The sequence below is a fragment of the uncultured Campylobacter sp. genome, assembly GCF_938018035.1.
GTDB lineage: Bacteria > Campylobacterota > Campylobacteria > Campylobacterales > Campylobacteraceae > Campylobacter_B.
Map to the genome: position 1 here is coordinate 1 of NZ_CALIJF010000220.1, position 1,373 is coordinate 1,373.

Consider the following 1,373-nt stretch of genomic DNA (forward strand, 5'->3'; position numbering starts at 1 on the left):
GAAAGATTATTTGTTTATCTAATGAGGAGGATAAAATGACGAGGGAAGAGGTCGCTAAGAAAGAAGTCAGGCAATGCATATAAAAGTCTTTTGTCAAATTAAGCTATTATAAATTTAGATCTATTTTTTAAAATGGGCTTGAAATAATGGAAAATTATAATAAACAAAAAGGTAGAGATTACGACAAAGAGCCAATAATAGTAAAAAATTATGAGAGACTACTAATATCTACAATTACATTTCTATACGCGCCTATGATTTTGGGCGGGTATATTCTAAGCATATGGGATTTAATTTTTTCAAAACACCATATATCGATGATGGAAATAGGCTCTAGTATTATATTCGGAATTTTTATAGTGATAGTATTGAGACTTATTTATAACAGCTGTGTAAGCAATAATAATCGAAAAATCTACTTTATGAATAATTCTATAGATTTCTATAACAACGGCGAGCTCGAGAGAAGGACAAATAACTTTCATTTAAATTATGTGGTAGGCAGACCATTTTGGGGATATTGCAACGATGATAAAGTTCGCCGCCTCATTTATAATATTATTATAATTTTTTCTATTGCAGCATTATCGTTTCTGTCATCGCAAATTTTATTATTCTTCATTTTCTCAATACTCTCTGCAATCTTTTTGAAAATATTTTTTCATTTTTTAATTGTAGGCAATTTTAAGAATTTTTCATTCTTTTCTGCGATCGTAGTGGATTATCCGTACTATGAGCAGAAAAATACTTATTATTTAAGCTCTATTTTATCGGCAAAAAATTATTTAGTTTGCGTATATGATACAGAAAGGCTAAACGAAATAAAAGAATGGTTTTTGATTAGAAAACATATCGATATTGATAAAATAGAAAAATATTATCTTAGCTAAAGCGGGTGGTTATGGATACAAGGAAGAAAGAGGTTGAGTTTAGAGATTACGACAAAGATCCGATAGTCGTAAAAAAGCTGGACGATCTGTTTTGGCTGATAGCTCTTGGAATTTTGTTAATTTGTTCTTTGATACAGAATTTTGGCGGCGAATATAAATTTAGGTTTTATATGAAAATATTGCTAGGTTATGGCAGCGCCTTTTTCTTTATATACGCGGCACACTTTCTAAAAAGCAAAAAAACAATAACCTTTATGAGAGATAAAATAGAATTTAAAAATAAAACAAAATACGAAAAAGAGATGGCGTTAAAAAATATCTCCGTTTACAGATATGCTTATATGATTCCCAATTTCGCGCCATTTGATGTGAAAATTAAATTTTGTGTTTTAGTTTTATTTATAATGATCGTCGTGGCATTATACAACTTTAAATTTTATATGTTTATTTTTATAATTATGGGCTTGTTGCTTATGCCTATTA

General features: G+C 29.1%; 1 protein-coding gene. It reads left to right on the forward strand.

All coding sequences use genetic code 11. The features are described from left to right. Positions 1-901 precede the first annotated feature (901 nt). A partial coding sequence (locus Q0257_RS06870) for a hypothetical protein (RefSeq protein ID WP_298023246.1) occupies positions 902-1,373 on the forward strand: 472 nt, incomplete at its 3' end.